This window comes from Pseudomonas sp. MH9.2, assembly GCF_034353875.1.
Taxonomy (GTDB): Bacteria; Pseudomonadota; Gammaproteobacteria; order Pseudomonadales; family Pseudomonadaceae; genus Aquipseudomonas.
Genome location: NZ_CP133784.1, coordinates 2,187,324 through 2,214,280 on the forward strand (window position 1 = coordinate 2,187,324; position 26,957 = coordinate 2,214,280).

The 26,957-nt window shown below is 59.0% G+C and carries 27 protein-coding genes; 13 read left to right on the forward strand and 14 right to left on the reverse strand.

Annotated elements, in window-relative coordinates; genetic code table 11:
* Nucleotides 1-126: 126 nt before the first annotated feature.
* Nucleotides 127-1,557: an exodeoxyribonuclease I gene (sbcB, locus tag RHM55_RS10220; RefSeq protein ID WP_322181687.1), complete on the reverse strand. Its 1,431-nt coding sequence runs from the start codon at nucleotides 1,555-1,557 to the stop codon at nucleotides 127-129.
* Nucleotides 1,558-1,748: 191 nt separating this feature from the next.
* Between sbcB and RHM55_RS10225 the strand changes: the two genes are divergently transcribed.
* The 6 genes from RHM55_RS10225 to RHM55_RS10250 are packed head-to-tail and all read left to right on the forward strand — an operon-like array spanning nucleotide 1,749 to nucleotide 8,579.
* Nucleotides 1,749-2,474 (forward strand): RDD family protein, encoded by a 726-nt coding sequence (locus RHM55_RS10225; RefSeq protein WP_322181689.1) that lies wholly within the window; start codon nucleotides 1,749-1,751, stop codon nucleotides 2,472-2,474.
* Nucleotides 2,471-3,451, forward strand: coding sequence for a stage II sporulation protein M (locus RHM55_RS10230; RefSeq protein WP_322181692.1), 981 nt, complete (start codon nucleotides 2,471-2,473; stop codon nucleotides 3,449-3,451). The genes RHM55_RS10225 and RHM55_RS10230 overlap by 4 nt, the downstream gene beginning before the upstream one ends.
* Complete coding sequence (locus tag RHM55_RS10235) at nucleotides 3,438-5,027, forward strand: DUF4129 domain-containing protein (RefSeq protein WP_322181694.1); 1,590 nt, start codon at nucleotides 3,438-3,440, stop codon at nucleotides 5,025-5,027. Before RHM55_RS10230 ends, RHM55_RS10235 begins: the two co-directional genes overlap by 14 nt.
* Nucleotides 5,024-6,217 carry a DUF4350 domain-containing protein gene (locus tag RHM55_RS10240; RefSeq protein WP_322181696.1) on the forward strand — a complete coding sequence of 398 codons (1,194 nt, stop codon included), beginning with the start codon at nucleotides 5,024-5,026 and terminating at the stop codon, nucleotides 6,215-6,217. The genes RHM55_RS10235 and RHM55_RS10240 overlap by 4 nt, the downstream gene beginning before the upstream one ends.
* An 11-nt stretch (nucleotides 6,218-6,228) precedes the next feature.
* Nucleotides 6,229-7,239, forward strand: a complete 1,011-nt coding sequence (locus tag RHM55_RS10245; protein WP_322182844.1) for a MoxR family ATPase — start codon at nucleotides 6,229-6,231, stop codon at nucleotides 7,237-7,239.
* Nucleotides 7,236-8,579, forward strand: coding sequence for a DUF58 domain-containing protein (locus RHM55_RS10250; RefSeq protein ID WP_322181698.1), 1,344 nt, complete (start codon nucleotides 7,236-7,238; stop codon nucleotides 8,577-8,579). Before RHM55_RS10245 ends, RHM55_RS10250 begins: the two co-directional genes overlap by 4 nt.
* A 45-nt stretch (nucleotides 8,580-8,624) precedes the next feature.
* Here RHM55_RS10250 and RHM55_RS10255 read toward each other — a convergent pair whose 3' ends face one another.
* Nucleotides 8,625-8,984 (reverse strand): PilZ domain-containing protein, encoded by a 360-nt coding sequence (locus RHM55_RS10255; RefSeq protein ID WP_322181700.1) that lies wholly within the window; start codon nucleotides 8,982-8,984, stop codon nucleotides 8,625-8,627.
* Nucleotides 8,985-9,292: 308 nt separating this feature from the next.
* On the reverse strand, nucleotides 9,293-9,667 hold the full coding sequence (locus tag RHM55_RS10260; RefSeq protein ID WP_322181702.1) for a tetratricopeptide repeat protein: 375 nt from the start codon (nucleotides 9,665-9,667) through the stop codon (nucleotides 9,293-9,295).
* A gap of 157 nt (nucleotides 9,668-9,824) precedes the next feature.
* Here RHM55_RS10260 and pyk point away from each other — a divergent pair, with 157 nt between their 5' ends.
* Nucleotides 9,825-11,276 carry a pyruvate kinase gene (pyk, locus tag RHM55_RS10265; protein ID WP_322181704.1) on the forward strand — a complete coding sequence of 484 codons (1,452 nt, stop codon included), beginning with the start codon at nucleotides 9,825-9,827 and terminating at the stop codon, nucleotides 11,274-11,276.
* Between the two features lie 118 nt (nucleotides 11,277-11,394).
* On the opposite strand, the gene RHM55_RS10270 is transcribed toward pyk, so the two are convergent.
* Entirely contained in the window at nucleotides 11,395-12,333 is a 939-nt protein-coding gene (locus RHM55_RS10270) for an iron-sulfur-binding ferredoxin reductase (protein ID WP_322181706.1), read from the reverse strand.
* A complete protein-coding gene (locus tag RHM55_RS10275) occupies nucleotides 12,326-13,432 on the reverse strand; it encodes a GGDEF domain-containing protein (RefSeq protein ID WP_322182846.1) in 1,107 nt (368 codons plus the stop codon). Before RHM55_RS10275 ends, RHM55_RS10270 begins: the two co-directional genes overlap by 8 nt.
* Before the next feature lie 485 nt (nucleotides 13,433-13,917).
* On the opposite strand from RHM55_RS10275, the gene RHM55_RS10280 reads away from it, so the two are divergent.
* Nucleotides 13,918-15,441, forward strand: a complete 1,524-nt coding sequence (locus RHM55_RS10280) for a fumarate hydratase (protein WP_322181708.1) — start codon at nucleotides 13,918-13,920, stop codon at nucleotides 15,439-15,441.
* Nucleotides 15,442-15,513: 72 nt separating this feature from the next.
* On the opposite strand, the gene RHM55_RS10285 is transcribed toward RHM55_RS10280, so the two are convergent.
* The 6 genes from RHM55_RS10285 to RHM55_RS10310 all read right to left on the reverse strand — a co-directional run bounded on the left by RHM55_RS10285 (nucleotide 15,514) and on the right by RHM55_RS10310 (nucleotide 19,812).
* Complete coding sequence (locus tag RHM55_RS10285) at nucleotides 15,514-15,819, reverse strand: ribbon-helix-helix domain-containing protein (protein WP_322181710.1); 306 nt, start codon at nucleotides 15,817-15,819, stop codon at nucleotides 15,514-15,516.
* A 9-nt stretch (nucleotides 15,820-15,828) separates the two neighbouring features.
* Nucleotides 15,829-16,410, reverse strand: a complete 582-nt coding sequence (locus RHM55_RS10290; protein ID WP_322181712.1) for a DJ-1/PfpI family protein — start codon at nucleotides 16,408-16,410, stop codon at nucleotides 15,829-15,831.
* A 113-nt stretch (nucleotides 16,411-16,523) separates the two neighbouring features.
* On the reverse strand, nucleotides 16,524-17,681 hold the full coding sequence (locus RHM55_RS10295) for a phosphatidylserine/phosphatidylglycerophosphate/cardiolipin synthase family protein (RefSeq protein WP_322181714.1): 1,158 nt from the start codon (nucleotides 17,679-17,681) through the stop codon (nucleotides 16,524-16,526).
* 1 nt (nucleotide 17,682) lies between these two features.
* The gene (locus RHM55_RS10300) at nucleotides 17,683-18,276 is read right to left on the reverse strand and encodes a YceI family protein (protein ID WP_322181716.1); all 594 of its coding nucleotides are present in this window, start codon (nucleotides 18,274-18,276) and stop codon (nucleotides 17,683-17,685) included.
* 94 nt (nucleotides 18,277-18,370) lie between these two features.
* Nucleotides 18,371-18,700, reverse strand: coding sequence for an amidase (locus tag RHM55_RS10305; protein WP_322181718.1), 330 nt, complete (start codon nucleotides 18,698-18,700; stop codon nucleotides 18,371-18,373).
* Nucleotides 18,697-19,812: a serine hydrolase gene (locus RHM55_RS10310; RefSeq protein ID WP_322181720.1), complete on the reverse strand. Its 1,116-nt coding sequence runs from the start codon at nucleotides 19,810-19,812 to the stop codon at nucleotides 18,697-18,699. The genes RHM55_RS10305 and RHM55_RS10310 overlap by 4 nt, the downstream gene beginning before the upstream one ends.
* A gap of 217 nt (nucleotides 19,813-20,029) precedes the next feature.
* Between RHM55_RS10310 and olsB the strand changes: the two genes are divergently transcribed.
* Together olsB and RHM55_RS10320 are read left to right on the forward strand one after the other, a co-directional pair.
* Nucleotides 20,030-20,785: an L-ornithine N(alpha)-acyltransferase gene (gene olsB, locus RHM55_RS10315; protein WP_322181722.1), complete on the forward strand. Its 756-nt coding sequence runs from the start codon at nucleotides 20,030-20,032 to the stop codon at nucleotides 20,783-20,785.
* Complete coding sequence (locus RHM55_RS10320) at nucleotides 20,785-21,570, forward strand: lysophospholipid acyltransferase family protein (protein ID WP_322181725.1); 786 nt, start codon at nucleotides 20,785-20,787, stop codon at nucleotides 21,568-21,570. The genes olsB and RHM55_RS10320 overlap by 1 nt, the downstream gene beginning before the upstream one ends.
* On the opposite strand, the gene RHM55_RS10325 is transcribed toward RHM55_RS10320, so the two are convergent.
* Nucleotides 21,534-22,127 carry an ACP phosphodiesterase gene (locus RHM55_RS10325; RefSeq protein ID WP_322181727.1) on the reverse strand — a complete coding sequence of 198 codons (594 nt, stop codon included), beginning with the start codon at nucleotides 22,125-22,127 and terminating at the stop codon, nucleotides 21,534-21,536. The genes RHM55_RS10320 and RHM55_RS10325 overlap by 37 nt on opposite strands.
* Before the next feature lie 161 nt (nucleotides 22,128-22,288).
* On the opposite strand from RHM55_RS10325, the gene RHM55_RS10330 reads away from it, so the two are divergent.
* Genes RHM55_RS10330 through RHM55_RS10340 form a run of 3 tightly spaced genes read left to right on the forward strand, consistent with a single transcriptional unit; the run spans nucleotide 22,289 to nucleotide 24,856 of the window.
* Nucleotides 22,289-22,591 carry a helix-turn-helix transcriptional regulator gene (locus tag RHM55_RS10330; protein WP_322181730.1) on the forward strand — a complete coding sequence of 101 codons (303 nt, stop codon included), beginning with the start codon at nucleotides 22,289-22,291 and terminating at the stop codon, nucleotides 22,589-22,591.
* A gap of 28 nt (nucleotides 22,592-22,619) precedes the next feature.
* Nucleotides 22,620-23,786: an MFS transporter gene (locus RHM55_RS10335; protein WP_322181732.1), complete on the forward strand. Its 1,167-nt coding sequence runs from the start codon at nucleotides 22,620-22,622 to the stop codon at nucleotides 23,784-23,786.
* Nucleotides 23,787-23,806: 20 nt separating this feature from the next.
* Nucleotides 23,807-24,856 carry an alkene reductase gene (locus tag RHM55_RS10340; protein WP_322181734.1) on the forward strand — a complete coding sequence of 350 codons (1,050 nt, stop codon included), beginning with the start codon at nucleotides 23,807-23,809 and terminating at the stop codon, nucleotides 24,854-24,856.
* 125 nt (nucleotides 24,857-24,981) lie between these two features.
* Here the strand turns inward: RHM55_RS10340 and RHM55_RS10345 are convergent, their stop codons facing one another.
* Together RHM55_RS10345 and RHM55_RS10350 are read right to left on the reverse strand one after the other, a co-directional pair.
* Nucleotides 24,982-25,752 (reverse strand): hypothetical protein, encoded by a 771-nt coding sequence (locus RHM55_RS10345; RefSeq protein WP_322181737.1) that lies wholly within the window; start codon nucleotides 25,750-25,752, stop codon nucleotides 24,982-24,984.
* A 318-nt stretch (nucleotides 25,753-26,070) separates the two neighbouring features.
* Nucleotides 26,071-26,925, reverse strand: coding sequence for an ATPase (locus RHM55_RS10350; RefSeq protein WP_322181739.1), 855 nt, complete (start codon nucleotides 26,923-26,925; stop codon nucleotides 26,071-26,073).
* Nucleotides 26,926-26,957: the final 32 nt, after the last annotated feature.

The window sequence follows — 26,957 nt, forward strand, 5'->3', positions numbered from 1 at the left end:
GTGAACACCGGTCGTCAGCAATGACGGCTCATAAAAAAACGCCAGCTTGCTGGCGTTTTTTATTATCTGCCGTTTATGGCCTGCCACGCATTACAGAAAATGTCCCTCCCCCAACCAGATGGCCCTTCAGAGGCTGAAGCGCTCGCGCAGTTGCTGGGCGTAATCCTGCCATTGGCTCAATACCTTAAGCTGGGCCGGTGTAGCACTAAGGGACAACTCAACCAGGGATTTCGTAAAACTTTGTAATGTATTAGGCGCTCCGCTCTCAGCCCGCGATAAGCGCTGCTGACAAAAGGTATACCAGCGCTGTTGCTCCTCGACAGTCAAGGTGTTGGCAAAGTTCCTCGCGCGGTATCTGAATAATAATTCAGGCAGACGCTCATCATCAAAAGGCCATTCGTCGCGGGCCAATTGTTCCGGCTCGGCAGTGCGTACTTGCTCACACAACCGTCGATCACGGTCACCGAGGAACCCGTCATATAACTGCTGCTCCGGGTCTTCACTGGGCGTAAAATTTTCACGGCCATAAACGGCTTTCACTTTATCCTGCCAAAGTTCCTGCGCGTCTGTTAACTGCTGCGCGCGCGCCTGATACTGGGCCATGTCCAATTGCAAACGCTGCTGATCTTCGGCACGCAGCACGTTGAGCGGCGCGACCACCGGGCAGCGGTTTATATGCAACAGCTTGAGCGGCACCGGCAATTCACCGTCGGCAAGATCATCTCGCCGGGTATATAAGCGCTGACGCAATGTATCGGCGTCCTGCTCAAGCAACGGCGCAGGGTCCTGGTGTAAATCACAGACAATCAGCGCATTGCGATTGTGCGGATGCCACGCCAGCGGCAATACCACACCCAAGTAACTGCGCGCAGCGGAGAAGCGCCCGGAGATGTGAACCAGCGGCTGCATCAAACGGATCTGATCCTGCACTCGCTGCTTGCTGCGTAGCTGAAACAAATAGTCATACAGTTTCGGCTGCTTCTCACGAATCAAACGCGCCAAGGCGATCGTAGCGCGCACATCGGACAAGGCATCATGAGCCTGACCGTGATCGATGCTATTGGCGGCGGTCAGACGCTCAAGTTTCAAGGTCACTCGCCCCTCCTCCTCGGGCCAGACGATCCCTTCCGGGCGCAACGCATATGCCGTTCGCACGACATCGATCAAATCCCAACGGCTATTACCGCCCTGCCACTCCCGCGCATAGGGATCGAAAAAATTGCGATACAGGCTGTAACGGGTCACTTCGTCGTCGAAGCGCAGGGTGTTGTAGCCTGCGCCACAGGTGCTTGGTGCCGACAACTCAGCATGCACCCGGGTCATGAAGTCGGCTTCACTCAAACCCTGTTCGGCCAGGCGGTCAGGGGTGATGCCGGTGATCAGGCACGCTGCCGGGTGCGGCAGGATGTCCTCGCTCGGCTGACAGTAGAGGTTAATCGGCGCAGCGATCTCATTGAGCTCAGCGTCCGTGCGGATACCGGCAACCTGAAGCGCACGATCATTGCGCGGGTTGATGCCAGTGGTTTCATAGTCGTACCAAAAGATGCTGGAGGTCACGGGCTATTCCTGAACAGAAGACCGGCAAAGTGTAGGGGGTGCGCAGCATAAATGGCCAATCGGCTGATTCAGGCACGCAGCGGATACATTTACTCACACGTCTTGTACCTATCCGTTTGGAGAGTCTGGTTGCTTCGATGGCCCGTGCTGGCTAGCATCGGGCTTTGTCTTCAGGCGTGCATCACTCGATAATGTCCTTCCCCCCAGCTTTACCAAGGAGTGCTGCGCCGCACATACCATTGGATACTCGCGCCCGTATCGAAACCCCGGAAGGCATCGATCTGATCCTGCGCCCGGCAGGCCTGGTGCCGCGCACGCTGGCGTTTACTCTCGACCTGTTGGTTCGTGCACTGGTCATGGGCGGGCTATTCATCTTCCTCAGCCTGTTCGATAAGTTCGGCATGGGCCTGAGCGCGCTTGTGCTGTTTCTGGGGACGTGGGGGTACATGGTCCTGTTCGAGGTGCTGAATCAAGGGCGCACTGTCGGCAAGCAGATCATGGGCCTTCGCGTGGTTCACGACGACGGCACGCCGATTGGCTGGCCAGCGTCATTGACCCGCAACCTGCTGCGTTTCGTCGACATGCTGCCCTTCGGTTACTTTCTGGGTGCCGTGAGCTGCTTGCAGCACCCCACTTTCAAACGTCTGGGCGATCTGGCCGCAGGCACATTGGTAGTCTATTGCGACCCGCCCGGCGTGCGCCCGACGCTGCCCCATGCGCTGCCGCTGATTGCCCCATTCGCCCTGACCCTGGACGAGCAGCGCGCGCTGTTGGGCTTCGCTGAGCGGCAGGCCAGCCTGTCCGCCGAGCGCACGCAGGAGTTGGCCGCGATTCTTGCGCAGCCCTTGCAAGTCCCCGCAGATCAAGCCGTCGCGCACCTCAATGGGATCGCTCGCGGCCTGCTGGGGCCGACATGAAGCAATCCCTGTTCGAAAGTCGCCATCAACCTGACTGGCAGCGCTTCGCCGAACTGCTGGACGCGCTGGAGCACGGCAAAGCCGAGAGCAAGGCCTGCGAGGCCTTCGCCAGCGACTACCGCCGAATCTGCCAGCAATTTGCCTTGGCGCAAGAGCGCGGCTACAGCAGTCATCTGGTCGACCCGCTGCAACACTTGGCGATGCGCGGCCATCAACAACTGTACCGGCACCGCAGCCAACTGGGTGCGCATCTGTTGAGTTTCGTCCTCGCCGACTTTCCGAGACTGGTCAGGACGCAATGGCGTTTCGTGCTGGTCGCCAGCCTGCTGTTTTTCGGCAGCCTGATCGGCATCGGCCTGTTGGTGTATGTCTTTCCGGACCTGGTCTACAGCGTCGTCAGCCCCGCGCAGGTGACCGAGATGGAAAGCATGTACGACCCGGCGGCGCGGCGCATCGGTGAGGCGGCGACGCGAGGCTCCAGCGAAGACTGGATGATGTTCGGTTATTACATCATGCATAACATCGGGATCGCTTTTCAGACCTTCGCCACCGGACTGCTGTTCGGCTTGGGCAGTCTGTTTTTTCTGTTTTTCAATGGTCTGATGATCGGCGCGGTGGCCGGCCATCTCAGCGGAGTCGGCTACGGGCAGACCTTCTGGTCATTCGTCATCGGCCATGGTGCTTTTGAGCTCAGCGCCATTGCCCTCGCCGGCGCCGCAGGCCTCAAGCTGGGCTGGGCTTTGCTCGCGCCCGGGCCTCTACCGCGCAGTGAGGCGCTGCGGCTGGCGGCAAAAGTGAGCGTGCAGTTGATGTGTGGGGTCATGCTGTTTCTGCTGATCGCGGCCTTTATCGAAGCCTACTGGTCATCAATGACAACTTTTCAACCGCTGACCAAATACCTGGTCGGTGCCTGCCTGTGGGGGCTCGTCGGGGCGTACCTGATCTTCGCTGGACGGAGTGGCCATGCGCCTGACTGACGCCAGTGTCGTGATTCGCCCGCGCAATCCATGGGAAGCCATCGATCTTGGCGTGCTGCTGGCTCGCGAGCATCGCGGCTTACTCATGGCCAGTTGGGCCGTCGTTACGCTGCCGATCTTCGCCGTGCTCAGCGTGGTGTTCTGGAACGCGCCAACGATTGCGATCCTGGTGTTCTGGTGGCTCAAACCAGCCTTTGAGCGCCTGCCGCTGCTGATTCTTTCGCAAGCGATTTTTGGCTCGACGCCCAGCCTCAAGCAAGCCCTGAAAGCCTGGCCAAAAGCACTCAAGCCGCAGTTGCTGGCCAGCCTGACCTGGCGCCGATTGAGCCTCAGCCGCAGCTTCAAACTGCCGGTGCAACAACTTGAACACTTATCCGGCCCGGCACGCCAGCAGCGCATCGGCATTCTCAGCCAACACAACCTGCGCGCCGCACGCTGGCTGACATCGGTCGGCAGCGCACTGGAAATGACCTTATGGCTCGGGTTGATGAGCGTCTTCTATTTGTTGATCCCACAACAGGTCGAACTGAACTGGAGCTGGAACAGCCTGCTCGACATCGAAGGCAACTGGCACTGGCTCGAACACCTGAGCAATGCTTTTTATGCTTTGATCCTGATTTTCTGGGAACCGATTTATGTGGCCAGCGGCTTCACTTTGTACCTGAACAGGCGCACCGCGCTGGAAGCCTGGGATATCGAACTGGTGTTGCGCCGTTTGCGCCAACGCCTGATCGGCAGCGCCTATGTCATGTTGATCGGCCTGGGCCTGGTTTTTTCAACACCCACCCCGTCCGCCTGGGCTACGGAGCAAAGCTATAGCTGCCCATTGCCACCGCTTGATCCTGCATCACCCGAACACGCCCCCACCGGGCCGGACAGCCCACGCCTGACTCATCAGGCACTGACCAGCAACGCCGCACGCGAGAGCATCAACGCGCAACTGGCACAACCGCCGTTCAAGAACCCCAAGACCGTGACCGGTTGGCGCTTGATCGAAGACAAAGCGGCTAGCAAAGTGGAAAAACCTGCGGAATCAGCCCAGTGGCTACTGCGCTTGATCAACTGGCTGGCGCGTATCGCCAGCGTACTTGCCCATGTGTTTGAAGTGCTGCTGTGGGCAGGGGCGATCATCCTGGTCAGCGTATTGATCTGGCGATACCGGGCCTGGATCAGCACCTTCGTCAGCCGTCGCCAAGGCCCGGAAAAGACTCAACGCAACGTCCCCCGGCAATTATTCGGTTTGCAGGTCAACGCCCAAAGCCTGCCCGATGACGTGGCTGGCACCGCCGAACGCCTGTGGGCCACTCAACCCCGCAAGGCCCTGGGCCTGTTGTATCGAGCGCTGCTCAGCCGCCTGTTGACCGACTACCAGCTGCCGCTGAAGAATGCCGACACCGAGGGCGAGGTCTTGCAGCAGGTTGCGCAGCTCAAACAGCAGGCATTGCACGAGTACAGCCAACACTTGACTGAACACTGGCAGAACCTCGCCTATGGCCATCACCTGCCCCCAGCGCATCTGCAGCAGGAACTGTGTGACGGCTGGCGGCAACTGTTCGGTTCGGGGCTCCCCCGATGACCAGACGCAACACACTGCTGATTGGCCTGCTATTAATCGTCGCGCTCGGGCTGGCCGGCCGTTATCTGTACACGCACCTAGAGCGTTACACCGAGGTCATCGACCAAGGTCCGTCGCCCGACGTACGCGGCAATCCCTACCTGGCCGCCGAAAATTTCCTGCGCCAACGCTCGGTGCCGGTCCAGGTCACCGATGCACTCCAGAACTTGCCCGACGCGCGTCAGGAGCCGCAGACCCTGATGCTCCTCGCCAGCCGCGAGAACATGACTCCCCGGCAAGTCGAGCGACTGCTGGACTGGGCCAAATCCGGCGGTCATCTGCTGTTCGTCGCCGAGCAACTCTGGGATGAACAGAAAGGCCGCAGCGGCGACCTGCTGCTGGACCGGGTGCAGATTCACCAATTCCTCAGCGCGGACCTGCAAACACAGGACCGGGCAAAAGCCATCGTGCCCAGGCAGCCTGCCCCCCTGGCGCCGACGGACTACCCAAGCCTGACCAAGCTGTACCTGGAAAACGAAGACGACCCGGCCTATTTCAGTTTCGATACTGACTTTCACCTGGACGACCCCAAGGACCGTGCTCAGTCCTGGGCCAACAGCGGCTCGGCCACGCACATGATGCAACTGGCCTACGGCGACGGTTTGATCACCGTCCTGAGCGACAGCGACCTGTGGAAAAACAAGACCATCGCCCGCTACGACAATGCCTGGCTGCTGTGGTATCTGACGCAGGACAGCTCGGTGACGATGTTGCTGCAATCCGGGCACGCTGATTTGTTCAGCCTGTTGCTGCGGTATTTTCCGGAGGCGTTGACCGCGCTGATGTTGCTGATCACCTTGCTGCTGTGGCATGCAGGCCAGCGTCACGGCCCGCTGCAGGCCCCGGCCTCCCGTGCGCGTCGGCAATTGACCGAACACCTGCGCGCCAGTGCCGATTTCCTGCTCAGACGCAGCGGTCAACAGGTCCTGTTGCGTGGATTGCAGCAAGACATCTTGCGTCGCGCCCGACAGCGTCATCCCGGTTTCGAACACCTCGGCATCGCCGACCAATGGCAGGTGCTTGGGCGCCTGACGCGCCAACCCACCAGCGCTGTCAGTCAGGCCCTGCGCCCACGGCCCGCTCAGCGACTGTCCAGCGCAGAATTCACCCGTCAGGTTGCCCACCTGCAAACTCTCAGGAATGCCCTATGAGCGACTACCCGATGGACCCGCAAAGCAGCGCCGAGACCACGACAGCGCCCAGCAATCAGGCCCAGCAACGCCAACGTGCCAGCCATTTGGCTCAGACCCTGCGCCAGGAGCTGCAAAAAGTCCTGATCGGCCAGAACACAGTGATTGACGATGTGTTGACTGCGCTGATCGCTGGCGGCCATGTGCTGATCGAGGGTGTTCCGGGGCTGGGCAAAACGTTACTGGTCCGCGCCCTCGCCCGCTGCTTCGGCGGGAATTTCGCCCGGATTCAGTTCACTCCCGATCTCATGCCCAGTGATGTCACTGGCCACGCGGTGTACGACCTCCAGACCGAACAGTTCAAGCTGCGCAAAGGTCCGCTGTTCACCAACCTGCTGCTGGCCGATGAAATCAACCGTGCTCCGGCGAAGACCCAGGCCGCGCTGCTCGAAGCCATGCAGGAACGACAGGTCACCCTGGAGGGACGCGCCCTGCCGATCGCACAGCCGTTCATGGTGCTGGCCACGCAAAACCCTATCGAGCAGGAAGGCACCTATCCTCTGCCCGAAGCTGAACTCGACCGCTTCATGCTCAAGTTGCGCATGGACTATCCAGACTCCGCCGAAGAACTGAGCATGGTTCGTCAGGTCACACGCTCGACCAAGGCCGATATGCTCGATGTACAGCCGCTGCGCACCGTCCTGCAAGCCAAGGACGTGCTGGCCCTGCAACGCATTGCCAGTGAATTACCGCTGGACGAACAGGTACTCGATTACGCCGTGCGCCTGGCGCGCGCAACCCGTAGCTGGCCAGGCCTGACCTTGGGTGCCGGGCCACGTGCGTCGATAGCACTGGTTCGCGGGGCGCGGGCGCGAGCCCTGTTGCGCGGTGGCGAATTCGTGATCCCGGATGACATCAAAGGCTGCGCGCTTGCGGTGTTGCGCCATCGGGTCAGGCTCTCGCCCGAGCTGGACATCGAAGGGCTGTCGGTGGATCAAGTGCTCAAACAACTGCTCGATCAGGTTCCGGCGCCACGTCTATGAAGCAGGCGCTCAAGCCCTCTCGCTTATTGCTCGGCTGGCTTGGCGCATTGATGTGCCTGGCTGTTGTCCTTGGCACTTTGGACGCGTTGGGCATCGATCTTCCGGCGAAACTTTCGGCGGTAGGTTGGGGGCTGTTGATGGCGCTGATACTGCTCAGCCTGCTTGATGCCTGGCGGCTCACTCGCCAGCCCTCGCCGCGCCTGCAACGTCAACTGCCGGGCAGTCTGGCGCTGGGACGCTGGAGCGAAGTACGCATCACGGTCGAGCATGATTTCAGCCAGCAGCTGACACTGAGCGTGTTCGATCACGTGCCTGAGGGCCTGACCGTTGAAAACCTGCCACAAAACATCACGTTGCTCCCCGGCGAACACGCCCAGCTTGGCTACCGTCTGCGCCCGCTGAGTCGCGGCCATTTCGGCTTCGAACGGTGCGAAATCAACCTGCCCAGCACCTTGCGTTTATGGACCACGCGCCGCTATCTGCCGCTGGTCGATGCCACCCGCGTTTACCCCGACTTTGCACGTGTGTATGGCGGCCAGCTGCTCGCGGTGGATAACTGGATCAGCCAACTGGGCGTGCGCCAGCGTCAGCGTCGTGGCCTGGGACTGGAGTTTCATCAGCTGCGCGAATTTCGCGAAGGCGACAGCCTGCGCCAGATCGATTGGAAAGCTACAGCACGCCAACGCACACCCATCGCCCGCGAATATCAGGATGAACGTGATCAGCAGATCGTATTCATGCTCGATTGCGGCCGACGCATGCGCAGTCAGGATGGAGACCTGGCGCACTTCGACCATGCGCTCAATGCCTGCCTCCTGCTCAGTTACGTCGCGCTGCGCCAGGGCGATGCGGTGGGGATTACCACCTTTGCTGGCGAGAAGGACCACTACCTGGCACCGGTCAAAGGCTCGGGACAGTTGAATGTGCTGCTCAATAGTGTCTATGACTTGAAGAGCACACAACGTCCCGCCGACTACAGCGTCGCCGTGCGCCAATTGCTCGCCCGGCAGAAACGCCGCGCACTGGTGGTGCTGGTCACCAACCTGCGTGATGAAGACGATGAGCAATTGCTCGGCGCGGTCAAACAGCTGAGCCGTCAGCATCGGGTATTGGTCGCCAGTTTACGAGAGGAAGTGCTGGACAGCCTGCGTCAGACCCCCGTGCAAACCTGGCAAGACGCCCTGGCCTACTGCGGCACCATTGATTTCCTCAACGCACGCGCAGGTCTGCACGAACGTTTGATCGCCCACGGTGTGCCGGTACTGGATGCGCGCCCCGGAGAACTCGGGGCGCAATTGGTCAGCTGTTATCTGAGCTGGAAAAAGGCCGGTACGCTTTGAATCAAAGCAGGTGAATGCAGTGCCCGCGTCAAACAGACCCTGTGCTCAGACCGGGGCTTCCAGAGAGTGGAAGCTGAAGTAACGCTGCAACGCACGGATCAACTGTGCGTACTCGATGGGTGAAGCCTGCAACAGGAACCCTGAATCGTAGTTCCTTGGCGTTTCGTCTTCGTGACACCAGAGGCAACGACCATCGATATCGATGGTTCTCTCTTCACCATTGTTATCCGGTATCTTCAAACGCAGCTCGAAATCCGCGCCTACCAGAATCGGCAGCTCGCTGATCAACATCAAACCGTCTTGTGACACATTGCCGAGACATCCTATCGGTTTATCGGTATATCGATTAAAAACCTGCAAAAAATAAGGCAGTTGATGACGTTCGATTCGTCGTTCGATAAGCATGTTTGACGGTCGCTATAAATGAACCATTAAGCATGGTTGCGCTAGTGCTTTTCGAGTTCGCGGGGGCGTGGCGATAATCGCTGCCGAGGCAAATTCTCCCTTGATACCTGCACGCCATCAAACACATCCATAACCTGAACCCTTTAAAAACAGAGTCTCGGAACAGAGCATTTTTTTGCGTGATGTACGCCGGTCCATGGCCACGTGTGCGACTATTTTTACGTATTTTTACTCCCTGCGCCCAGAGACTAGCTCAACACAGCCGTATGAGCACTCCCAAACATGACCGCCCATCCAATCGGGTGTAATTAAAGTGAGGCTGGGCTCGGCTGTGCCGGTTCACCGCGGCGGTAGTGGCCGAGTTGCTGCAGGGTATCAAGACGTGCGTGCGCTCGAAACGCATACTCGCTGGAGGGGTACTGGGTAATGATGAACTGGTAGGTCTGAGCCGCATCGACGAACAAGCTTTGACGCTCCAGGCATTGCCCTCGTAGCATCGACACCTCTGGTTGGATGTATCGACGCGAACGGCTTTCACGCTCGACCTGGGACAATTCGAGCATCACGCTGTCGCAATTACCCTCGGCATACGAGCGGTAAGCGCTGTTCAGATGCTGGTCCATCGACCAACGCGTGCAGCCCCCGACACTGGCCATCACGGCTAAAACGATCAAAATTCGCATGGGTCTCTCCTGTGCTCTGCAATGTATCGACCCGACCAAGGATTTCTTCAAGATGTTTTTTGCCCAGAAAAGACGGGCCAAGGTAGTGCAAAGGAACAATGACTACAGGACTGGACAGTAGTAGCCTCTCGCAGCGCCTCAGCAAAGGAGTCTGTAAATGACCGTTCGTCGTACCAAAATCGTCGCTACCCTTGGCCCTGCCAGTAACTCGCCGGAAGTTCTCGAACAACTGATCCTGGCAGGTATGGACGTCGCTCGTCTGAACTTCTCCCATGGCACGCCGGACGAGCACAAAGCTCGCGCCCGCCTGGTCCGCGAGATTGCCGCCAAGCACGGGCGCTTCGTCGCACTGCTCGGCGACCTGCAAGGCCCGAAAATTCGTATCGCCAAATTCGCCAACAAGCGGATCGACCTCAAGATTGGTGATCACTTCACCTTCTCTACCGTTCATCCACTGACTGAAGGCACCCAGGACATCGTCGGCATCGACTACCCGGATCTGGTCAAAGACTGCGGCGTAGGCGACGAACTGCTGCTCGACGACGGACGTGTCGTCATGCGCGTTGATACCGCCACCGCCGATGCCTTGCATTGCACGGTGTTGATCGGTGGTCCGCTGTCCGACCACAAAGGCATCAATCGTCGCGGCGGTGGCCTGACAGCACCAGCCCTGACTGAGAAAGACAAGGTCGACATCAAGCTGGCAGCAGAAATGGAGCTGGATTATCTGGCCGTTTCGTTCCCACGCGATGCCGCCGACATGGAATACGCTCGCAAACTGCGCGACGAAGCCGGCGGTACTGCCTGGCTGGTGGCGAAGATCGAACGCGCAGAAGCGGTCGCAGACGATGAAACCCTCGATGCGCTGATTCGCGCCAGTGACGCCGTCATGGTTGCCCGTGGTGACCTGGGTGTGGAAATCGGTGACGCGGAACTGGTCGGTATCCAGAAAAAAATCATCCTGCACGCACGCCGCCACAACAAGGCAGTCATCGTGGCGACGCAGATGATGGAGTCGATGATCCAGAACCCGATGCCGACTCGGGCTGAAGTGTCGGACATCGCCAACGCAGTGCTCGACTACACCGACGCAGTGATGCTATCGGCAGAAAGTGCTGCGGGCGCGTACCCGATCGAAGCAGTCCAGGCCATGGCACGGATTTGCGTCGGCGCTGAAAAGCACCCGACCAGCAAAACCTCCAGCCACCGCATCGGCAAGAAATTCGAGCGTTGCGACGAAAGCATTGCGCTGGCGGCCATGTACACCGCCAACCACTTCCCCGGTGTGAAGGCGATCATCGCCTTGACCGAAAGTGGCTACACGCCGTTGATCATGTCGCGGATTCGTTCTTCCGTGCCGATCTACGCGTTTTCCCCACACCGCGAAACCCAGGCACGCGCCGCGATGTTCCGTGGCGTCTATACCGTACCGTTCGACCCTGCGGCCCTGCCACCGGGCCAGGTCAGCCAGGCGGCGGTGGACGAGCTGGTCAAACGTGGTCTCGTCAAGCAAGGCGATTGGGTGATCCTGACCAAAGGTGATAGCTATCACACCATTGGCGGCACCAACGGCATGAAGATCCTGCACGTCGGCGATCCAATGGTCTAAGGCTGCCACGGCAGTATCAAAAGGCCCCGCAGTTCATTTTTGAACTGCGGGGCCTTTTTTACGCCTGAATATCCCGTCCCTGAATGGGCATCTTCGCCTTGTTTCGGGAGATCAGCGCTCAACTGCGACTGAGAAACACATCGGCCAACAGCTGACTGCGCGGCAAGCCCGCAAGATAAAGGCGCTTGGCGAAAATCTCGACGCTGGCAGGGTGCCCGCAAAGCAAGGCGATGGTTTGTCGTGAAGCAAGTCGCAGTTCCGCCAACGCGGCCGGGAGTTCGGCTGTGGTGAGTAATTGGATCTGCAGTTGTGGATAAGCCACCGCCCGTTCAGCCAGTGCTGTGGATAAGTAATGCTCGCTGGAGTCTTGGGCCACATGGATCACGCGAATGGTCGCCTGATGTTCCTGACGCAGCGCCTCGCGCAACACGCCCCACAGCGGACCAAGCCCAGTGCCTGCCGCCAGGAGCAATAACGGATGGTTGTGCCAGTCCGGATCATAGTGCAAAGCACCACCGCGCAGCTCACCCAGCCGCATCGGGTCACCCGCTTTCAACTGCCGCGCGGCATCGCTGAAAGCGCCAGGGTGACGGCAATCAAGATGAAACTCGAGGAAGCGATCCTCTTCCGGCAAGCTCGCCAGCGAGTAGGGACGAGCGATGCCATTGGCGGTCCATAACACCAGATGCTGCCCGGCGCGATAGCGAAGTGGCCGCTCGGGTGTCAGGCGCAAGCGCAATACCGTCGGGCTTAGCCAGTCGCAACTGGCAACCTTGGCCGGCAGGCCATCGCGGCCGGGGTCGAAAATTTCCACGGTCAGGTCTTCGACGACCCGACACTGACAGGCCAGTCGCCAACCCTGCTGACGTTTGTCGGCGTCCAGCGCTTCTGGCTGAGCATCCGCAGGTTCGCCTTGCAGGCAGCGAACCAGACAGGCATGGCAACTGCCCGCCCGACAGCTGTAGGGCACGGCGATCCCGGCGTTATTCAGGGCATCGAGCAGATTGCTCGCCGCAGCGACCGGCCATTGCCGGTCACCGACACGGATGTCAGGCATCGGCGTTTTCCCACGCCGCGGCACAACAATTTCGCCCGCCGCGCTTGGCGCGGTAAAGCGCCTGATCCGCACGCTGCAAGGCTTCGTCAAGATCGTCGCCCACTTCCAGCAAGGTCATCCCCACTGACAGGCTCAATTCAGTCACTTCCAGACCAACCAGTTCGACATGAGTAAATGCCTCGCGCAGCCGCTCGCAACAACCGGTCAGGTGTGCAGCAGTGCAATGCGGTATCAACAGCACGAATTCCTCCCCGCCATAGCGAGCCAATACGTCGCCCCCGCGCAGACAGGCAGTGGCAACAGCGGCGAAAGCCTGCAACACCTGATCACCGGCAGCATGGCCGTGGGCATCGTTGATGCGTTTGAAGTGATCCAGGTCGATCAGAGCCAAACCGTGAGAATAACTGTTGTCCATGGTTTCCAGTTCGCGGGAAGCCATGCGCAGAAAGTGTCGACGATTATATAAGCCGGTCAGTTCGTCAGTCGCCACCAGATCTTCAAGCTGACGCATCATCCCGCGCAAGGTCTCCTGATGCGCCTGGAGCGCAAAGCGGCGCTGACGCATGCGCTGCCGCGAGGCCTGGACATAGCGGGCGTACAGACATAGCCAAAGCAATACGATAAACAGCGCGAAGACTTGTAACGCGGCCAAGCCTGGATCCGCCAGTGTCCGCTGGAAGGCTTCCCATAGATTCAATCCGGAGAAGCTCAAGAACACAAACGCCACGCAGCGCACAAATACCTTGGGCGTCAGATGGAACAGGCCAAACAGCATGATCAGCACATACATGACCAGGAATGTGCCCCGGGCGCTATCGAGATTGGCCAGCAGGTATGTTTGCCACCCCAACGCCAACAGCACCTGAAGCTCGGTCAGACTCGGGTCTTTGAAACGCAGGTTGAAGCCGCCAAGAAACACCCCCAACAGCAGCAACTGGCAGAGCACCACCAGACAGCTGCCAATGACAGCCGTGCGCAGGGGAGCCTGGTAATAGTCGGTAAAAATTGCCACCCAGACCAGTGCCAGCACCAACACATACGTGCTGGCAGCCAAAGCAAATCGTTTCAGCAACAAACTCTGTATGACTTTAGGGGTCACTCGTTGACTCACCGTGCTCAAAGGGACTCCTTCCCGTGCTGGCACAAACGGCCTCTGTGGCTAATTCCATTAGTCAGCGTTCTGCCTGGACACCCGGTGTTCGCTGCCGCGTCCCCTGCCGGCCTGCGACGCCTTGCAGCGCATGAATCAAGAATCCGTACGATTAAAATCGTCGAGCTAACAAGGTCCACCATAGAGGCCAATTGCTACTTTAGTGCGACTATTCAAAAATAACTATTCAATTCTCGCCCCCCATTACGGCAACGCTTCTTCTAGCCACGCAAAAACAGTGCCCACCCTTTGCCCGACCTTCGTTTGCACGCAAGCGGATGTGTCCAGGCCAACCCCACGCTATACTGCGGCGCCTTTTTTGCGTCGGCGTTGTGAGTCGGCGCGCTTACTTAAAGATGTTTTTCAGCAGAGCACGGCGGTACTGTTGGAAACAGCTAATCGAATGTTCCCGTCCTAGCAGAGGAGCGTGCCACATGACCGTGATCAAGCAAGACGACCTGATACAGAGCGTCGCCGACGCCTTACAGTTCATTTCTTACTACCACCCCGTAGACTTTATTCAGGCCATGCATGAGGCCTATCTTCGCGAAGAGTCGCCTGCGGCCCGCGACGCCATCGCCCAGATCCTGATCAACTCGCGCATGTGCGCGACCGGCCATCGGCCGATCTGCCAGGACACCGGCATCGTGACCGTGTTCGTTCGTGTGGGCATGGATGTGCGCTGGGATGGTGCCACCATGAGCCTGGACGACATGATCAACGAAGGCGTGCGTCGCGCTTACAACCTGCCGGAAAACGTCCTGCGGGCTTCGATCCTGGCTGACCCGGCTGGCGCTCGTAAAAACACCAAGGACAACACCCCGGCAGTTATCCACTACTCCATCGTCCCGGGTAACACCGTGGAAGTGGACGTGGCGGCCAAAGGCGGCGGCTCGGAAAACAAGTCGAAGATGGCGATGCTCAACCCGTCCGATTCGATCGTCGACTGGGTGCTGAAAACCGTACCGACCATGGGCGCTGGCTGGTGCCCACCCGGCATGCTCGGCATTGGTATCGGCGGCACCGCCGAGAAAGCTGCGGTGATGGCCAAGCAAGTACTGATGGACTCCATCGACATTCACGAGCTGAAACTGCGTGGCCCGTCCAACCGTATCGAAGAGATCCGTCTGGAGCTGTTCGAGAAGGTCAACCAACTGGGCATCGGCGCTCAGGGCCTTGGCGGTCTGACCACCGTGCTCGACGTGAAAATCATGGACTACCCGACCCACGCGGCTTCGTTGCCGGTGTGCATGATTCCTAACTGTGCGGCGACCCGTCACGCGCACTTCGTGCTCGATGGCAGTGGCCCGGCTTCGCTGGAAGCGCCACCGCTGGATGCCTACCCGGAAATCGTCTGGGAAGCCGGTCCATCCGCGCGCCGCGTCAACCTCGACACCCTGAAACCGGAAGACGTGCTGAGCTGGAAAACCGGCGAAACCATCCTGCTCAGCGGCAAGATGCTCACCGGTCGCGACGCCGCGCACAAACGCATGGTCGAGATGCTGGACAAGGGGGAAACACTGCCTTTCGACCTCAAGGGTCGCTTCATCTACTACGTTGGCCCAGTCGACCCGGTGCGCGACGAAGTGGTTGGCCCTGCTGGCCCGACGACCGCAACGCGGATGGATAAATTCACCCGCCAAATCCTCGACCAGACAGGCCTGCTGGGCATGATCGGTAAATCCGAACGCGGCCCGACTGCCATCGAAGCGATCAAGGACTACAAAGCCGTGTATTTGATGGCTGTCGGCGGCGCGGCTTACCTGGTTGCTCAGGCGATCAAGAAATCCCGTGTGGTGGCCTTCCCCGAAATGGGCATGGAAGCGATCTACGAGTTCGACGTCAAAGACATGCCGGTCACCGTTGCAGTCGATAGCAAAGGCGAATCGGTACACATCACTGGGCCAGCTATCTGGCAGAAGAAAATCAGTGAAAGTCTGGCGGTAGAAGTTCAGTAAAAGCGACGTATCAGATACGCCCCCTCGCATAAAAAACCCGATCACTTGATCGGGTTTTTTATGCCTTGCACATTACTTGACGGCGGAGCGCACCACGCTCAACTCAGGCGTCACCACGCGACGCTGACTCAAATACCGCGTGCAACTGACCCGCAGGAACGAGGCAAAATTAACCACCTCACCGCGATAATCCATGACCTCTTCATACAGTTTGCCAATCAGCTGATTGGTGGTCATGCCATCGAGCTGAGCGATCTCGGCGAGGATGTCCCAGAACTGATTTTCCAGGCGTAGCGTCGTCACCACACCGCAAATGCGCAGCGACCGTGAGCGCGACTCGTAGAGAATCGGATCAGCTTTGACATACAGCTCGCACATACGCCCTCCTTACAAAATAATTTCGGTTCCGAGTAGTTTCAGGAAGCCGTTCAACCAGCTCGGATGCGCAGGCCAGGCTGGCGCGGTGACCAGATTGCCTTGGGTGTGCGCAGCGGTTACCGCGATGTCGATGAACTCGCCACCGGCCAGACGCACTTCCGGCGCGCACGCAGGATAAGCACTGCATTGACGGTCTTTGAGGATACCCGCTGCGGCGAGCAGTTGCGCGCCATGGCAGACCGCCGCGATGGGTTTATCGGCCTTGTCGAACGCGCGCACCCACTCCAGCACGGTTTCATTCAAACGCAGGTACTCCGGCGCGCGACCACCAGGCACCAGCAGCGCGTCATAGTCCTCAACCTTGACCTGATCAAAATCGAAGTTGAGGGCAAAGTTGTGCCCGGGTTTTTCGCTGTAGGTTTGATCGCCTTCAAAATCGTGAATCGCCGTACGCACGGATTGGCCATTGGTTTTGCCCGGACAGACCGCGTGGACGGTGTGCCCGACCATCTGCAGCGCCTGGAACGGCACCATCACTTCATAGTCTTCGACGTAATCGCCAACCAGCATGAGAATTTTTTTAGCGGCCATTTGAAGCTCTCCTTGAATGTAGGGCTTGGGCAATAAGCGTAGTCAAGCTACGGCCGATAGGGGCAAGACAGGTAATAGACAACTACTACGACGGTGAAAAGCTGCGGGAAGGATCAGTCTCGTCGGTCGAGGACGTTGACGACCAGGCGGTCAATCCAGCCCCAGGCACGCTGCTTGACCCGACGCCAGAATGGCCGAGCCTCCCAGGCTTCGAAACTGACCGGTGAGCTGAGCGCAAAGTCGTTTTCGAAGCTGGCAGCGACCGCAAGCGTCAGGCCGGGATCAAGGGCTTCGAGATTCGCTTCCAGGTTGAAGCGCAGGTTCCAGTGATCGAAGTTGCACGAGCCGATACTGACCCAGTCGTCGATCAAGACCATCTTCAAATGCAAAAAGCACGGTTGGTATTCAAATATCTGCACGCCCGCCTTGAGCAGTCGCGGGTAATAGCGATGGCCTGCATAACGCACCGACGGATGATCGGTACGTGGACCGGTCAGCAGCAGGCGTACATCGATACCCCGCATAGCGGCTCTACGCAGGGAACGACGGACTTTCCAGGTTGGGAGAAAGTACGGAGTTGCCAGCCAGATTCGGCGCTTTCCACTATTTATCGCACGCACCAACGATTGCAAAATGTCGCGGTGCTGGCGGGCGTCGGCGTAGGCCACGCGGCCCAACCCCTGACTGGCGACCGGCACCGTGGGCAAGTGCGGCAACCCGAAACGAAGCGTCGGCCGCCATGCGAAAGGGCGATGATTAGCGTGAAATTGCCGGTCGAACAGCACTTGCCAGTCAGCAACCATCGGCCCCGTGATTTCCACCATCACTTCATGCCATTGGCTGGTGTTCTGCTCAGGCAACCAGAACTCATCGGTCACGCCCGTCCCCCCCACCACCGCCAGACGTTTGTCCACCAACAGCAACTTGCGGTGATCGCGGTAGAGGTTACGAAAACCACGGTGCCAACGCACAGGGTTGTAAAAGCGCAGAACGACGCCTGCTTCGATCAAGCGATTGCGCAGGTTCAAGGTGAATGCCTGAGCGCCATAGTCGTCGAACAAGCAGCGCACAACGACCCCGCGTGACGCCGCGTGGACCAGCGCTTGAACCACCGCATCGGCACAGGCTCCGGCTTCGACCAGATAAAGCTCCAGTTCGACCTGCTGTTGCGCCTGCTCGATAGCCTCGATCATGCGCGGGAAAAATGCCGGACCGTCGACCAGCAAACTGAATTTATTGCTGCTGCGCCAGGCAAAGATCGCTCGACTCATGTCAGCGCGCCGTGAAAATCAGCACGGCACCCACCGGTACCGACAAACTGATTGCCGACAACCCGGCGACCTTACGTAAAGCGCTCAGGCCAGGCACCAAATCGAAATCCTCGGCATGCACCACTAAAGGCTCCAGGGTGACCACTTGGAATCGTCGATCATCAAGCCGGGTGGCGAGCAGTTCGGCACTGTAGCGGTGGGAGGCGCCGTGCAGGGTGACGGTCAGTGGCAGGCGCAGTTCCAGTTGAGCACCGGGCGCCAGGTCGTTGATCGGCCGCAAGTCGAGTTGCGCGGCAATCTGCGCCGAAGGAAACTGTTTAACCTCAAACAACTGATCACGCATGCGTTCGTCGCGCAGGGGAATACCACTGCTGACGGAGTCGAGCTCGACCTGAAGTTCGGCCATGCCTTTCAGGTCGACCTTACCGTGCAAGACGAGAAAGCGATGCACTTCAGACGTGTCAGCATTTTTGGTGGAAATAAACGACAGTCGCGATGACTCGTTATCCAGATACCAACTGGCGTGGGCCGGCAAAGCCAGGACTCCAAGCAGGGCCTGCACGCCAAGGAGGGCCAGGCGGGTCATCGTGTGCATGCAAGCTCCAGGTGCGCATTTGGCGCCAACCTTAACCGGCTGTCAGAGAGCTGGCAAATGCTGTGCAAACGCCAGCGGGCAACGCCTCAGCGGGTCATAGATCCAGCTGACAGCCCTGACGCGGGTTCTGCCATGCTGCGCTGCTGCTACGGCCAAAGCCAGTGGCGGTCACGCGTTTATTCTCGACGTCATCGACCAGACTACTGGGCACGTATTGCTTCACGTACGCCGCGCAATAGTCAGCAGGGTTGCCCGTCACGTATCGGCACGAACAATACTCCTTGGCCGTATAGGCACTGATGATGCTCGGGAAAACCCGCAATGCAACACGGTTCTGCCAAGCCAACACGGCTACCAGCAGGGCCACCAGCAACAGCAGGCTGCTGAATGGGCGGCGCAGGACAAACCAGCGGTGGCTGTTCACTGCTCACCCTCCCCGGCAAACGCAGCCAGTGCCCGCTTGAGCAATTGATCGTCGTCGTAACGCGCATCACGGTCATCGGCGTAACGCACGATCACCAGATTGGCGCTGGGCACCACATACAAGGCCTGCCCCCAATGCCCGAGCGCGGCGAAGGCATCCGGCGGTGCATCGGGCCAAGGCCTTATTGAGGTGTCGGCATCGGGCAGGCGATTCAACCACCACTGTCCGCCTGGCACTTCATTATCTGACGCAGATTGATTGTGAGCGAATGGCGTCAGGCTGAAGTCGACCCAGGCCTTAGGCAGTAACTGCTTGTCCTGCCAGCGACCGCCACGCTGCATCAGCAGGCCGATACGCGCCAGATCCCGCGCGCTCATGTAGGCATAAGACGAGCTGACGAAGATGCCGCTCCCATCGGTTTCCCACACCGCGCTGCGAATGCCCAGCGGCTCGAACAGCGCAGTCCAGGGATAGTCCGGGTAGGCCTTGTCACCAACCATGCCTTTCAAGGCTGCAGACAATACGTTGCTGTCACCGCTGGAATAACGGTAGACGGCTCCCGGCGCGCAGGCCACGCCATGCCCAGCGGTGAATCGGGCCATATCGCGGTGCCCTCGGGTATAAAGCATCGCTACCACTGAGGAGTTGAGCGGCGCGTACTCATAGTCTTCCTGCCAATCCAGACCCGAGGCCCAATGCAGCAAATCCTGCACACGGATGTCCGGGTGGGCCTTGAACGGTGGGTAGAATGTGCTCACTGAATCGTCCAGCTGGAAACGCCCTTCACCAAACGCGACACCAAGCACGCTGGCCATCACGCTTTTGCTGACTGACCAAGTCAAATGCGCCGTGTTGGCCGTGGTCGCTGCCGCATAGCGCTCGTAAACCAGTTGTCCGTCGCGGATCACCAACAGCGCATCGGTGCGGATGCCTTTGCGGGTCGCGTCATCACGTGCTGGGAAGGCGTAATCCTCCAACGCTAGCACCGCCGGGCTCCGTGCCGCAGGGGCGCTTGACCATTGTTCGCCGGGCCAGTTTTGCGCCAACGCCGAACAGGCGCACAAGCCCAATGCCACGGACTGGCACAAACGCAAAAAAAGCCGAAGATTCATGGAGTAATCTCTTGCGAAGTCTCTATAACCCTAGCAGCGATTCGTGACAAGCCTGAGAGGACCGCTCCGATTCTGTCAGGCCGCGATGACCCTCCGGCGGTCCTGTCATACAAGCATCACCAAAGCTTAATGGTGGTGACATCGGCTCTCCCTAGCCTAACTCCGTACCACACAGTCGACCGGCCGCAAACCCATGGCTGGCTTACGGAGACGACCCATGACCCAGATCGCCCGCAGTCGTGACACAGGTGCCGAACGTCGCCTTCAGGCTGAACGCCTAATTGGACCACAGGCACTGCATGAAGCCCAGTCCTTACGCTTCAGCGTGTTCAGCGGCGAGTTCAACGCCAAACTCAAAGGCGCCGAACTTGGCCTGGACAGGGATGACTACGATGTGCACTGTGCGCACATCGGCGTACGCGACCTCACCACGGGCCGTCTGGTGGCGACTACCCGTTTGCTCGACCATAAAGCCGCCAACACCTTGGGACGTTTTTACAGCGAAGAGGAATTCAGCCTGCACGGCCTCGGCCATCTGCAAGGCCCGATTCTGGAGCTGGGGCGTACCTGCGTTGATCCGGCGTACCGCAACGGCGGCACCATCGCGGTGTTGTGGAGTGAGCTGGCGGAAATCCTCAATGAAGGCAGCTACAGCTACCTGATGGGCTGTGCCAGCATTCCGATGCAAGATGGTGGCATCCAGGCCCACGCGATCATGCAGCGCTTGCGCGAACGCTACCTGAGCACTGAACATCTGCGTGCCGAGCCGAAAAATCCGCTGCCAGTCTTCGACCTGCCCAAGAACGTCATCTGTGAAATGCCGCCACTGCTCAAAGCCTATATGCGGTTAGGGGCAAAAATCTGCGGCGAGCCATGCTGGGATGAAGACTTCCAGGTGGCCGACGTTTTCATTCTGCTCAAACGCGACGAGCTGTGCCCCCGTTACGCCCGCCACTTCAAGGCGGCCGTGTGATGAGCCGGGTACGCGGCTATGCCCGTGTTGCGCGGGTGCTGTGGGTGATTGCTCTGGGGCTGACCATTGCCGGCGCGTTCGGTGTGCTTGAACGCTTGCGCATCGGCAACTCCATGGCGCGTCGGCAACGCTGGGCCAGTTGGTTCATGACCCACTTGAGTGGCGCCCTGCCCTTTCGCGTAACCGTCAGCGGCGAGCTGCCGCGTGAGCCGATGCTGTGGGTCAGCAATCATGTGTCGTGGACCGATATCCCTTTGCTGGGGATGCTCGCCCCTCTGTCGTTTCTGTCCAAAGCTGAAGTGCGGACCTGGCCGGTGGCCGGCTGGCTGGCGTTGAAAGCGGGCACCTTGTTTATCCGTCGCGGTTCGGGCGATAGCCGATTGATCCAGCGACAAATGACCCGGCACTTGCAAGAAAATGATGCGCTGATGATTTTCCCCGAGGGCACCACCACCGACGGCCGCAGCCTGCGCACCTTCCATGGTCGCCTGCTGTCCAGCGCAATCGATGCAGGCGTGCCGTTGCAGCCGGTTGCCATTCGTTATCTGCGTGACGGCAAGCCTGACCCTATAGCGCCGTTCATCGGCGACGACGACCTGCTCTCACACCTGCGCCGTTTGTTCGCCAACGAGCAGGGTGATGTGCATATCCAGTTACTCCCTCCGATCGCCAGCCAACATCAAGAACGCGCTGCTTTGGCGTTTCAGGCTCAGCAAGCCGTGCACCTGGCCCTGTTTGGCGAGGTCGCTCAGCCAAGGGCTGAGCGCTCGGCCAAAGCAGCCTGAGCAAAATCCTGCAACAGCGGGTAAAACTCTGCGAAATCCGCACTCAATGGCTGATACAGCGCCTGCAATTCATGCATGGCGCCGGCCAATCCTTGCGGTCGCGACAGGCGTCGGGAAATCCCGCTCAGCACCTGCTCCAGCACCTCGAACTCCCGATAAGAGCCCAGCCAGTCCTGGGCCGCCATGCGCGGCGCGATCAGGGCCAGACGCTCCGGTAACGCCGGTTCGGCGGCCAGCACCCGATAAACCCTGGCGGTGAATGCATCCAGCGGTTGTTCGGCATACACCGCCCAGTCCCGCGCCAGGCAATGATCGAAAAACACATCCAGGACGATGCCGGCAAAACGCCGTCGCTCCAGCGGGAAGCGGGCGATGGACTGCTTGATCAGCGGGTGCGTATCGGTGAACGAATCAATGCTGCGATGCAGCTGGATCGCCGCTTCGAGTTCGGGGGTAAAACGTCCCGGCAGCGGTCCTTTGACGAAATCGCCGTACAGACTGCCGAGCAATTGCGCCGAGCGCTGACCGCCCAAGTGGAGGTGTGCGAGATAATTCATGAGCCCAGCGTACGCCTATTCCGCACCGAGGCCTATATCGATATAACCCGATATAGCGTTTTATGCGATGCTTAGCACCCATTCATATTTGTATATCGCGAAATATAGATATAAAGTTCGCTGAATCGCGATATACCGCTATACACGGATTTGAGAACGACATGTCTATCGACCTCGACGAAATAATAAAAGCGCTGGCCCACCCTGTTCGCCGCGAAATACTCGCGTGGCTCAAAGACCCTCACGCCTGCTTTCCCAATCAGGATCACTCGCTGGACAACGGCGTTTGCGCCGGACAGATCGACCAACGTGCCGGCCTCTCCCAGTCCACCGTTTCTGCGCACTTGGCGGTCCTGCAACGTGCCGGTCTGATCACCAACAAAAAGGTCGGCCAATGGCACTTTTTCAAACGCAACGAAGACGCCATCCAGGCGTTCCTGCAAGAAATGAACAAGCAGCTCTGATTTCTTCCCACTTTTCAGGAGACGCTTCGTGCCTCTTTCGCTACTAATGCTGGCCTTGAGCGCCTTCGCTATTGGCACCACGGAATTCGTGATCATGGGGCTGCTGCCCGATGTCGCGGCTGACCTCGGTGTCTCGATCCCTGGCGCTGGCTGGCTAGTGACCGGTTACGCCCTGGGCGTGGCTATCGGCGCGCCGTTCATGGCCCTGGTCACCGCCAGATTGCCCCGTAAGGCCGCACTGGTTTCGCTGATGGTGATTTTCATCATCGGCAACCTGCTCTGCGCCCTCGCCAGCGACTACAACCTGCTGATGTTCGCCCGGATTGTCACCGCCCTGTGTCACGGTGCATTTTTCGGTATCGGCTCGGTCGTTGCGGCCAACCTGGTCGCGCCCAATCGTCGCGCTTCGGCCGTCGCCATGATGTTCACCGGTTTGACCCTGGCCAACGTCCTGGGCGTGCCACTGGGCACCGCGCTGGGGCAGTTGGCGGGCTGGCGTTCGACCTTCTGGGCGGTGACGCTGCTCGGCGTGATCTCGTTGATCGGTTTGATCCGCTTCCTGCCGGCCAAACATGACGAGGAAAAACTCGACATGCGTGCCGAACTGGCCGCCCTGACTGGCGCCGGAATCTGGCTATCACTGAGCATGACCGTGTTGTTCGCCGCGTCCGTGTTCACCCTGTTCACCTACATCGCCCCATTGCTCGGCGACGTCACCGGGGTATCACCCAGCGGCGTGACCTGGACCCTGCTGCTGATCGGCCTGGGTTTGACCCTGGGCAATGTGATTGGCGGCAAGCTGGCCGACCGCAACATGTCGCTGACCCTGATCGGCGTGTTCATCGTCATGGCGGTGGTCTCCACCGTGCTGACCTGGACCAGCACCGCGCTCATTCCAACTGAAATAACCCTGTTCCTCTGGGCCACCGCCAGCTTCGCAGCCGTGCCCGCCCTGCAAGTGAACGTGATGACCTTCGGCAAGGCCGCGCCCAACCTGATTTCGACCCTGAACATCGGCGCCTTCAACATCGGCAACGCCCTGGGCGCCTGGGTGGGTGGGAGCGTAATCGCACACGGCTTCGGCTTGACCCGCGTGCCTGTGGCCGCTGCAGCGCTGGCGGTGCTCGCACTGCTGGTGACCCTGCTTACTTTTCGCCAGAGCGTTAACCCCGATCTGGCACCTGCTACCGACTGATCCTTAGAGGGTTCTACACCATGACCACTATTTTTGACCCGATTACACTGGGCGATCTGAAATTGCCGAACCGCATCATCATGGCGCCGCTGACCCGCTGCCGCGCCGATGAAGGTCGCGTCCCCAATGCACTGATGGCTGAGTATTACGTTCAGCGCGCCTCGGCGGGCCTGATCATCAGCGAAGCGACCTCGGTCACGCCAATGGGCGTCGGCTACCCTGACACGCCCGGTATTTGGTCCAACGACCAGGTACGGGGCTGGAGCAACATTACCAAAGCCGTGCACGCTGCAGGCGGCCGTATCGTTTTGCAACTGTGGCACGTTGGCCGGATTTCCCATCCGTCGTACCTCAACGGTGAAACCCCGGTCGCTCCGAGCGCGATTGCCCCTGCGGGCCACGTCAGCCTGGTTCGTCCACTGTCTGACTACCCGGTACCGCGCGCCCTGGAAACCGCTGAAATCGCCGAGATCGTCGATGCTTACCGCGTAGGAGCGGAACACGCCAAGGCCGCCGGTTTCGACGGTGTCGAAGTCCACGGTGCCAACGGTTACCTGCTCGATCAGTTCCTGCAAAGCAGCACCAACCACCGCACCGACGAATACGGCGGCTCGCTGGAAAATCGTGCACGCCTGATGCTGGAAGTGACCGATGCGGTGATCGAAGTCTGGGGCGCGGGCCGTGTCGGCATGCACCTGGCGCCACGTGCCGACTCCCATGACATGGGCGACGAGAACCTGTCCGAAACCTTCACCTACGTAGCCCGTGAACTGGGCAAGCGTGGGATCGCGTTTATCTGCTCCCGTGAAAAAGAAGCTGGCGACAGCCTTGGCCCACAGCTGAAAAAAGCCTTCGGCGGCCAGTACATCGCCAACGAACGCTTCACCAAAGACAGCGCCAACGCCTGGCTGGCCAGTGGCAAAGCCGATGCCGTTGCGTTCGGCGTGCCGTTCATCGCCAACCCGGATCTGCCGGAGCGTCTGCAACAAGATGCACCGCTAAACCCCGCACATCTGGAAACTTTCTACAGTAAGGGCCCGGTCGGTTATATCGATTACCCACGAATGTAAGACGTTCACGCCACACTAAAAAAGCCCCGATTCTTAGAGCCGGGGCTTTTTATCTAATGACCACACAAACAACTAGCGCCCATTACAAACAGCGCCAGAGCAGTCAATATGTATTCCCGCGCGCCCTACGCACGCTTGCCGACGGGTTTACCGTCTGCGTCGGTTACCGTGCCATCTTCATATTCAAAAGTGCCGTCAACATGACGCATCACTTTGTCTGCCGAGTAATACCACCTTCCATCCGGGTACTTGATATCACCGGCAGGGTCTTTGATTGACCCATCCGGATACTCGGTCGTCCCGTCTGCGTATTGTTTACTTCCATCTGGATGAGTCACTGTCTTGTTAGCGTCATCGATTACTTTCCCATCGGGAAGTGTAACGGTCGACGTTTCGTTATTGACCACGGTTCCATCGGCCAGCTTAACGATGGGAGCGGGCTGGCCAGTGGACAAATCCTTGATGGTGGAAGCGATCGAAAAGGCGTTAGCGGCTATATCAAAGGAAGTGCTAACGCTTTCCAGGATACTGCGGGGCGCCGGTTTTTCCGGAAGCTCTCGGGCTGGCAAGCCCGCCTGATCGACGTGAGGCTTGGCGGGCGGAGCTTTTGGCTTGTCCAAGACCATCGGTGGCCTGGCGGGTGGAGCTTTTGGCTTGTCCAGGGAAATCGATGGTTTGGCTGGAGGGCCTTTTGGCTTGTCCAGAGTCAGCGGTGGCTTGGTTGAAGGGCCCTTGGGCTTATCTTTGGACGTCGACGTTTTGTCCCCGGACGTATCTTTTTTTATCGGCTTTTTAAACTTATCACCAGGCGGTCTGGCAGGGGACGCAATCAAAGCTTCCGCATGAGGAACATCAGTCCCAAGGCCAGAGCCAATACTATCGAGTGGTGCATTCATCACATTTTCCTTTTACCCGGCCCGCAACAAATAGCCTGACCGGGTGTTAATTATTTATCGCAAGGTTATTTATTTAACGGGTATGCAGCACTTCAATAACCCGCTTCGACCCAGAACAACTCAGTCGCTAAAGACACCTTACAAAATAACTAACAAAAGACAAGCCTCTCCACGGCTCATTATCAAGAAACATCAATAAACAGAAAAGCCCCACACGCAACCGAGCTAATTCCAATCACTGTAAATACTTAGGGCCACGCTGCGCACCGGTTTTATCGATACACCAATGCGTGCGCGCCTTTATGTGCTCACTGCTGACTAACGGGCGTTAATCTGCTGTTGCAGATTCTGAATCTGGCTTTGCAAGGTACTGATGTTGCGCGTGACTTGCCCACGGAACGCATCAAACTCAGCGGTACTGCCACCTTGAGCCGCAGCAGCCGGACGATTGTCCTGCTCGCTCTTGAGCACCAATACCTCTTGCTCAAGACGGTCGATGGCCACACTTGGATTGCCCTGCTTTTTCAGCGCGGCCACATCAGCGCTCAGGCTTTTCATCTGGGCATCAAGCTGGGCTTGAATGGACTGCGTGGACTTCACGTCGGGCTGGGCACCTTTCAATGCCGCCAGTTCGCTACCCAGGCTTTTCACTTGCTCTTCTAGCTGAGCATTGGCGGTCTGCAACTGGGCAGTCTGCGCAGACATCTGCTCCAGACGCTTGCCCAAGCCACTTTGTTGGCCGACGACGCCCTCTTGCTGTTTGTCCTGATCGTTCAGTTTGCTTTCCAGCTTCTGAATTTGCAGTTTCAACGCCTCACTGCCATTGCTGGCGACCGACTGGGTTGCCACCACTTTCCCGGAGATATCCTGTAACCGCCCTGCTGCTTCCTCGCTGATGCGAGCAAAGCTTTCCTGAGTCGCAACCAGTTGCTGCTCCATCAACGAAACCTGCTGAAAACTCCACCAGGCCAGCCCAGCGAAGGCAATGAACAATGCGCCGACCAACGCCCAGATAGGCCCGGTGTTGGCGCGGTTGACCTTTACCACTGGCGTGCTGCGCGAATACACCGTCGTGCGCTCACGAGCAGCGGCGGTCGGTGCAAAATCGTCATCGTCGTCTTTGGCACTGAGGTTCGGCACATCATGGAAGTCATCGTGCGGGTCGTTACGCATGGTTAAACCTTTTGGAAGCTGCTGGAAACTGA